The organism is Streptomyces sp. NPDC058877 (assembly GCF_042742855.1).
In the GTDB taxonomy this organism is placed as follows: domain Bacteria; phylum Actinomycetota; class Actinomycetes; order Streptomycetales; family Streptomycetaceae; genus Streptomyces.
Genome location: NZ_JBHYMF010000280.1, coordinates 1 through 7,110 on the forward strand (window position 1 = coordinate 1; position 7,110 = coordinate 7,110).

At 71.5% G+C, this 7,110-nt stretch carries 7 protein-coding genes; 2 read left to right on the forward strand and 5 right to left on the reverse strand.

Going from position 1 to position 7,110, the window contains the following annotated elements:
* Nucleotides 1-43 precede the first annotated feature (43 nt).
* From ACFW2Y_RS33690 to ACFW2Y_RS33705, 4 genes are all read right to left on the reverse strand, one after another.
* Entirely contained in the window at nucleotides 44-799 is a 756-nt protein-coding gene (locus ACFW2Y_RS33690) for an AIM24 family protein (protein WP_384886919.1), read from the reverse strand.
* A 19-nt stretch (nucleotides 800-818) separates the two neighbouring features.
* Nucleotides 819-1,499: an AIM24 family protein gene (locus ACFW2Y_RS33695; protein ID WP_384886922.1), complete on the reverse strand. Its 681-nt coding sequence runs from the start codon at nucleotides 1,497-1,499 to the stop codon at nucleotides 819-821.
* Nucleotides 1,500-1,510: 11 nt separating this feature from the next.
* Nucleotides 1,511-3,106, reverse strand: coding sequence for a TerD family protein (locus tag ACFW2Y_RS33700; protein WP_384886924.1), 1,596 nt, complete (start codon nucleotides 3,104-3,106; stop codon nucleotides 1,511-1,513).
* Nucleotides 3,107-3,226: 120 nt separating this feature from the next.
* A complete protein-coding gene (locus ACFW2Y_RS33705; RefSeq protein ID WP_384886928.1) occupies nucleotides 3,227-3,799 on the reverse strand; it encodes a M48 family metallopeptidase in 573 nt (190 codons plus the stop codon).
* Between the two features lie 230 nt (nucleotides 3,800-4,029).
* On the opposite strand from ACFW2Y_RS33705, the gene ACFW2Y_RS33710 reads away from it, so the two are divergent.
* Both ACFW2Y_RS33710 and ACFW2Y_RS33715 read left to right on the forward strand, forming a co-directional pair.
* Nucleotides 4,030-5,238, forward strand: coding sequence for a ThiF family adenylyltransferase (locus ACFW2Y_RS33710; protein ID WP_384886930.1), 1,209 nt, complete (start codon nucleotides 4,030-4,032; stop codon nucleotides 5,236-5,238).
* A 41-nt stretch (nucleotides 5,239-5,279) separates the two neighbouring features.
* Nucleotides 5,280-6,629, forward strand: a complete 1,350-nt coding sequence (locus ACFW2Y_RS33715; protein ID WP_384886933.1) for an ABC1 kinase family protein — start codon at nucleotides 5,280-5,282, stop codon at nucleotides 6,627-6,629.
* 223 nt (nucleotides 6,630-6,852) lie between these two features.
* Here ACFW2Y_RS33715 and ACFW2Y_RS33720 read toward each other — a convergent pair whose 3' ends face one another.
* Complete coding sequence (locus ACFW2Y_RS33720; protein ID WP_384886936.1) at nucleotides 6,853-7,035, reverse strand: hypothetical protein; 183 nt, start codon at nucleotides 7,033-7,035, stop codon at nucleotides 6,853-6,855.
* Between the last annotated feature and the right edge of the window lie 75 nt (nucleotides 7,036-7,110).

A 7,110-nucleotide genomic window follows, 5' to 3' on the forward strand; every position in this document is an offset into this window, starting at 1 on the left:
CCCCGGGGCTCCGGGGTGACCGCCCTCCACCGTGATGTGCCGCTCAGCCCCAGGCGTTGTTCTGGTTCTGGCCGTGGGAGCCGTGCTGCCCGGCGCCGAACTGGGCGGCGATGCCCTGCCCGATGGCCGCGTGCTGCGGGGGCATGACCTCGCTGGGCTGGACGAGGGCGAAGCCGTTGCCGAGGAAGCTGAGCTCCCAGCCTTCGCCCGTGTCACCACGACGGCGACGGACGCTGGAGTTGGTCGTCTGGGCCTGCATCTGGACGCGGAGTCCGGTGGACCAGGCGACGATGGCGTCCGCATCGGCGCTGACGTACTTCTCGGGCGTGACCTGCATCATCAGCGGCTGCCCGGAGGTCATCAGGGCGACCTTGCCGCGGCCGGTGATGTTGAGCTGGTACTTGCCGGACCCGGAGATGCCGTACTGGCTGTCGACGGCGATGACTTCGGTGTGGAGGGTCGAATCGAGCGCCAGGACGTAGGCGCTGTCGACGGTCAGCCCCTCCTGCTCGACCTCCACGACGTGGATGTACTGGGCGAGGTTGGCGAAGTAGACCGTGCCCTGGCCGGAGCAGCGCATCAGCTCCAGGCCCTCGCCCGTGCGGGCCCGGGCGCTTCGCTGGCTCTGCGTCTGGTATTCGCCGTCGAAGTCGACGAGCCCCTGGTAGGCGACCATGGCGCCCTTGCGGGCGAGGACGTCGTCCTGCCCGGTCAGGCTGACCCGCAGGAGCTGCGGGTTCTGGATGGCGTACCGCTCCTGGCTCTGCTGTTCGGCATGGTTGAAAAGCGGGCTCTGCATGGTGTGTTCTCGCTCCCCCTCAGCCCCGGACCCGCAGGCGGTCGGTGCTGTCCTCGCTCGGCTGTACGACGACGATGCCCTGGCCCGAGAAGGCCATCTGGTACGCCTCGCCGCTGCCCCGCCCGATGAGGGAGGACGCCTTGAAGCTGCGCTTGCCCTTGACCTTGAGCGCGGGCGACCAGGCGACGAGTGCGTCGGGGTCGACGTAGGTCTCGTCCTCGCCCCGGCCGCAGTCGACGACGATCGGCGTGCCGCGCGAGGTGAGCGCGACCCAACCGGTGCCGGAGATCTCGACGTTGAACAGGCCCTGGCCGGCGAACTTGGCGAGCCCCTTGACCCGCTCGACCTGCCACTGGAGGTGGGCGTCGAAGGCGAGCACATTGGTGCCGTTGACCGAGATCGAGTCGTTCTGGAGGTTGATGACGACGACGTCGGCGCCGTAGTCGGCGAGGTAGAGCAGCCCGTCGCCGGAGCACTTCATGAGAGGGGTGCTCTCGCCGGTGACCCACTGCTGGGCGACCTGGCGGACGGCGGGCGGGTTGGGCTCGTAGGTGATGAAGCCCTCGTAGGCGACCATCGAGCCGGAACGGGCGTACAGGTCCTGGCCGGAGGCCATGGCGACCTTCAGCATGGTGCTGCCGTGGTTCTCCATGCGGGCCGCGACGGGGGTCGGGGCGTAGCCCGCGAGTTGCTGGTTCATGACGGGCTCCCTCAGACCTCGTAGGGCTGGACGACGATGAAGTTGCCGGGGGCTCCCCGGAACTGCAGGTTGACGGTCTCCCCGCTGTGGCCGGGGTAGGAGTTGCGGCGCAGCCGCACCTGACTGGAGAGGACGACCTGGGAGGCGGACGACCAGGCGACGACCGCGTTGCAGTCGGCGAAGGTCGTCGGCGTGACCGGGAGGACGACGGGGACGCCGTGGGTCTTGACGACGACGGTGCCGGTGCCCTGGAACTGCATGGTGAACAGGGCGCCGCCGGGGATGCCGTGGCCTTCGATGCGACGGACCTCGTACTGGAGGGACTCGTCGAACGCGAGGACGTTCTCCGCCGAGACGCAGATGCCGTCGCCCTGGAGCTCGATCGGGTGGAGGTGGGCGCCCTCCTCGGCGAGGAAGACCTGGCCGCGTCCGGTGCAGCGCATCAGCTGCATCTCCTGGCCGGTGGCATTGCCGATGATCCGGCCGGCGAAGCCCGCGCCCTTGTAACCGAAGTCGACCTTGCCCTGGTACATGACCATGGTGCCCTGCCGGGCGAGGACGGGAGTGCCTCCCATGGCGAGGTCCACCCGCATGAGCTGCTGGTTCTGCGGGGTCCAGCGGGCCCCGGTGGCGGTCTCCTTGTACGGCGCGAGCGCTGCGGCGAGTCCCGCTCCGGTCGCCGGGGCGCCCTGCGGGACTCCCGCGGGCTGCTGCCCGTACGGGAAGGGGGCGGCCTGCCCGTACGGGACCTGCGGCGGCTGGCCCTGCCCGGGGTGCGCGGGGGCCTGCCCCGGCAACTGTCCGGGGACCTGGCCGTACTGGGGCGGCTGCCCGTAGGGGGCGGGGGCCGGGGCGGGCGGCGGCACGGGGGCCGGCGCCAGGGGGGCGACCATCGTGGGCGCCGTGTGGACCTGCGGGGCCTGCGGGGCTGGCGGCACGGGGGCCTGCGGGGCGGTGGGCGCCCCGAACGCGGGGGCGGGGGCCGGGGCGGGCACGCCGAAGGCCGGCGGCGTCGCCGTCTGCGGCGGCGGGGCGAAGGCGGGCGGCGCGGCCTGCTGCGGGGCGGCGGCGGGCTCGTCCTCGGCGACTTCGCCGCCGAAGTTCCGCAGGAGCGCTTCCAGACCGCCGTCGAAGCCCTGGCCCACGGCGGCGAACCGCCACACGTCCTTGAGGTAGAAGTCACCGAGCATGACCGCGCGCTCGGTGCTGAACTCCGTGCCCGTGAAGGCGTACCGGGCCACTTCTTCGCCGCCCGCCACGATCCGCAGGTAGCCGGGGCCCACCTGGGACATCTGGCCGGCGCCGTCGATGGTCGCGGTGAACGACAGCTTGTGGACGTGCGCGGGGATGCGGTCGAGGGTGACGCGGAAGGACTCGGTGTCACCGGCCTGCGCGCCGAGCAGTTGAATGGATTCCTCGGGCGACTTCGGCTGGTTGAAGAAGACGAAGTAGCGGTCGTCGGAGAGCTGCTCGTCCGCGTCGAGACCGAAACAACTGATGTCGAACGTCAGTCCGGGAGCGGCGATCTGCACCCCGACGTACAGATCGGTCCCCGCGGTCAGATCACTGATCTTGGCCTTGTGGCCGCGTTGGAATTCCCTGGCCATGCGTAACGACCGTCCCCCATCCCGAATGGCGAATGTTCGCGACAGGCTATCCGCTGCGTGCGACATCGAGACAGGGCAGGTCGCTTTCGGTACGGAATCGGGAAATCCGCGACGGTGCCGTCACTCCTCGCGCACTGCCGGGAGGCGTGGCGGATGCGCGGCGACCACTCCCTCCAGGTAGCCGCGTGCCCGCTCGGTGCGGGGGTACGCCTCCAGGAGTCGCCAGAAGCGCGGGCCGTGGCCGGGCACGAGGAGGTGGGCCAGCTCGTGCAGGAGGACGTAGTCGACGACGTACTCGGGCATGCCCTGGAGCCGGTGAGAGAGGCGGATGCTGCCCTCCGACGGGGTGCAGGAGCCCCAGCGGGTGTTCTGGTTGGTCACCCAGCGCACGGAGGCGGGTCGGGGCCGATCGCCGAGGTACTGCTCCGACAGGCGCAGTGCCCGCTCGGTGAGCTCACGGTCACCGAGGACGCCGCGGCGCTCCTGGGCGGCGAGCTTGTCCAGCATGACCCCGACCCAACGGCGCTCCTCCGCCTCGGACATGCGGGCCGGGATGAGCACGACGGTGCGGTCGCCCTCGCGGTAGGCCGAAACGGTCCTACTCCGCCGCGGACTTCGGCGGACCTCGACGGCGCTCACCCCGGCCTCTCGGGACGTCTCGTTGGTCACGCTGCGCTGTGGGTCGGCGGGCACGGCCCCGACGTTACCCGTTGCCGTCGGGGTACGTCCCCGTCCGCGGAGTCGTTTCGGAAACGATCCCACCCCACTGCGCCCTATTCGAATGATGAACGCCCCGACCTGTGGACAACTTTCGGCGACCGTCACGGCCGCGGGGCATTCTCGTCCCGGGACAGCGGAAAGCGCTGTCGATCATGAATGCGGTTCGTGGACGACCGAGAGACGACCGAGAACGGGGGCGGGAAATGCATCCGATGGTGAAACCGGCACTGCGGCGGGCCTGGCGGAGCTTGCACCGCATCCAGTTCGGCGTCACTCCCGCGCACGCGGTGGTGCTCGATCCCATCGGGCCGGAAACGGGGGCGGTGCTCGGACTACTCGACGGCACCCGTGGGACCGCACTGCTGCGGGTCGAGGCACGGGCGCGCGGACTCCCGGACGGCCATCTGGACGCGCTGCTGGGACGGTTGGAGTCGGCCGGGCTGCTCACCGACGCCACGACCGGCCGCCCGGGGAAGGCCGGCCCGGTCGCGGGCGCGGTGGACGTGGCCCTCGATCCGCTCCGCGCGGACCTCGCCTCCCTCTCCGTCGTCCATCCCGAGCCGGAGCGGGCGGCACGGACCCTGGCGGCCCGACGGAGTCTGCGGGTCCAGGTCCGGGGCGCGGGTCGGGTGGGGGCGATGGTGGCGGCCCTGCTGGCCGCGGCCGGGGTGGGCACGGTCGAGGTGCTGGACTCCGGCCGGGTCGAGCCCTGGGAGACGGCTCCCGGCGGCCTCCCGGCCGAGTCCGTCGGCGAGCGCCGGTCTACGGCGGCCCGACGCCTCGTCGGTCGCTGGGCTCGGGGGCCCTCCGCCCGCCCGCCGGGGGCTGGCGGAGGGGACGGGCGGAAGGGTACGGGTGATCCGGGAAACCCACGGAAACGACGCGGACCGGGTGAAGGGGCGGACGGGGCCCGGCTGTCACTCGTGGTGGTGACGCCTCGGGACGGCCTCGGCGCGTACGTCCCCGATCCGCTCCCCGCCGAAGCCTGGCTCTCCACGGGCACCCCCCACCTGTACGCGGGCGTCCTGGAGGCCACCGGGAGCGTCGGGCCGCTCGTCCTGCCGGGCGACACGGCCTGCGCACGCTGCTTCCAGGAGGAAAGGACCGACCGGGACCCGGCCACTCCGCTGATGCTCACCCAGTGGCGCTCCGGTGCCCCGCATCCACTGCCCGCCTGCGACCTCGGCCTCTCCACTGCGGTGGCCGGCCTGGCCGCCGCACATGCGTTGTCCTTCCTGGACGGTGACCTCCCGGTGAGCGCCGGTGCCCGCTGGGAGACCTCGCTGCCCCTGCTGCAGTGGCGTGCGGAGCGGTGGAGACCGCACCCGGCCTGCCCCTGCGGGGCCGCGCGCGGCGGAGAGCGGGAGTGCGCCTCGGCCGTCGGAACCGGACAGGACACAATGGCGGGGTAACGGCCCTGCGCGGCAATGCAGTCTGGGTTTTGGAGGGGCGCATGTCTGATCTTCCCCGGAAGGCGGTCACCCGGACCGTCAAGTTGGCCGCGTTGCCCCTGGGCTTCGCCGGCCGGGCCACCTGGGGGCTGGGCAAGCGGATCGGCGGGAGGTCTGCCGAGTTGGTCGCCCGTGAGCTCCAGCAGCGGACGGCCGAGCAGTTGTTCAAGGTGCTGGGTGAACTCAAGGGCGGGGCGATGAAGTTCGGGCAGGCCCTGTCCGTCTTCGAGTCGGCCCTCCCGGAGGAGGTCGCCGGTCCGTATCGGGCGGCGCTGACCAAGCTGCAGGATGCCGCCCCGCCGATGCCGACGCGAGCGGTGCACACGGCCCTGGAGGAGCGGCTCGGTTCCGAATGGCGGGAGCTGTTCCTGGAGTTCGAGGACAAGCCGGCTGCGGCGGCTTCGATCGGGCAGGTGCACCGCGCCGTGTGGCACGACGGGCGCGAGGTGGCGGTCAAGGTGCAGTACCCGGGTGCCGGGGAAGCGCTGCTCTCGGACCTGACGCAGTTGAGCCGCTTCGCTCGCCTGCTCGGGCCGCTCGTTCCCGGCATGGACGTCAAACCACTGATCGCCGAGATGCGGGACCGAGTTGCCGAGGAGTTGGACTACGCCCTGGAGGCGGAGGCCCAACAGGCCCACGCGGAGGAGTTCTCGGACGACCCCGACGTGGTGGTGCCCGCAGTGGTGCACCAATCGGAACAGATCCTGGTGACCGAGTGGATGGACGGGGTCCCACTGGCGGAGGTGATCTCGGACGGCACCGAGGCCCAGCGGAACCGTGCGGGTCAGCTCCTGGCACGGTTCCTCTTCTCCGGACCGGCCCGCACCGGTCTCCTGCACGCCGACCCGCACCCGGGGAACTTCCGGTTGCTGCCCGGCACCGGGGCGGACGAGGGGCCGGACGCCTGGCGGCTCGGCGTCCTTGACTTCGGCACCGTGGACCGGCTGCCGGGTGGATTGCCGGAGACGATCGGCACCTGTCTGCGGATGGCCCTCGCCGGCGAGGCCGAAGCGGTCTACGGGATGCTGTGCACGGAAGGCTTCGTCAAGGAATCCGTCGTGCTCGACCCGGATGCGGTCCTGGAGTATCTGCTGCCGATCATCGAGCCGGCCGAGGTGGACGCCTTCGACTTCACCCGCGGCTGGATGCGTGCCCAGGCGGCCCGGATCGCCGACCCCCGCTCCCCGGCCCACCAATTGGGCAAGCAGTTGAACCTTCCTCCCTCGTACCTGCTGATACACCGGGTGACGCTGAGCACCATCGGGGTGCTGTGCCAGTTGAACGCGACGGTGCGGCTGCGGGACGAGCTGACGGAGTGGTTGCCCGGGTTCGAAGGGCCCACGTCCCCCTAGCCGCAGGGGCCAGGGGTGTTCCGGGCCGAGGAGCGGCGCGAGGAAGAGGGGACGCACAGCCGGTGTCGGGCAGACGCTCGACACCGGACGGCAAGCGGCTCAGGGTCCGCCGGTGCTGGTGGGTGCTGTGTTCCCGCGGACGGGCCCTGACGAACCGTTGGAGTGCCCGTGGCACGCGAGCCGCGGGGGATGCGGCTCCGTGGTTCCGGCACCTGCGGGCGGTTCACCACCAGGAGGAGTCGAGCCGGCCTTCGATGGCCCGGATGTTGGCGCGTGCACATTCCTCGCAGAAGTACTGTCGCCGGCCGTTCTCCACCGAGCAGGTCCAGGTCAGCGGCAGAGTGTCGGTGGTCGTGCCGCAGCGTGCGCAGGCGAAGGGTTCCTCGGGGGGAGAGGCGTCGTTCATCCTCGTGACGATAACCCGGCGGGGCGCTGCGGTCCGGACAACGCACCGCGGGGGCCGGTCCGTTCGGACCGGCCC

Excerpts from the sequence above, each read along its gene's own strand:
- ACFW2Y_RS33715 (WP_384886933.1), top strand. The coding sequence starts at position 5,280 with ATGTCTGATCTTCCCCGGAAGGCGGTCACCCGGACCGTCAAGTTGGCC.
- ACFW2Y_RS33690 (WP_384886919.1), bottom strand. The coding sequence starts at position 799 with ATGCAGAGCCCGCTTTTCAACCATGCCGAACAGCAGAGCCAGGAGCGG.
- ACFW2Y_RS33720 (WP_384886936.1), bottom strand. The coding sequence starts at position 7,035 with ATGAACGACGCCTCTCCCCCCGAGGAACCCTTCGCCTGCGCACGCTGC.
- ACFW2Y_RS33700 (WP_384886924.1), bottom strand. The coding sequence starts at position 3,106 with ATGGCCAGGGAATTCCAACGCGGCCACAAGGCCAAGATCAGTGATCTG.
- ACFW2Y_RS33710 (WP_384886930.1), top strand. The coding sequence starts at position 4,030 with ATGCATCCGATGGTGAAACCGGCACTGCGGCGGGCCTGGCGGAGCTTG.
- ACFW2Y_RS33695 (WP_384886922.1), bottom strand. The coding sequence starts at position 1,499 with ATGAACCAGCAACTCGCGGGCTACGCCCCGACCCCCGTCGCGGCCCGC.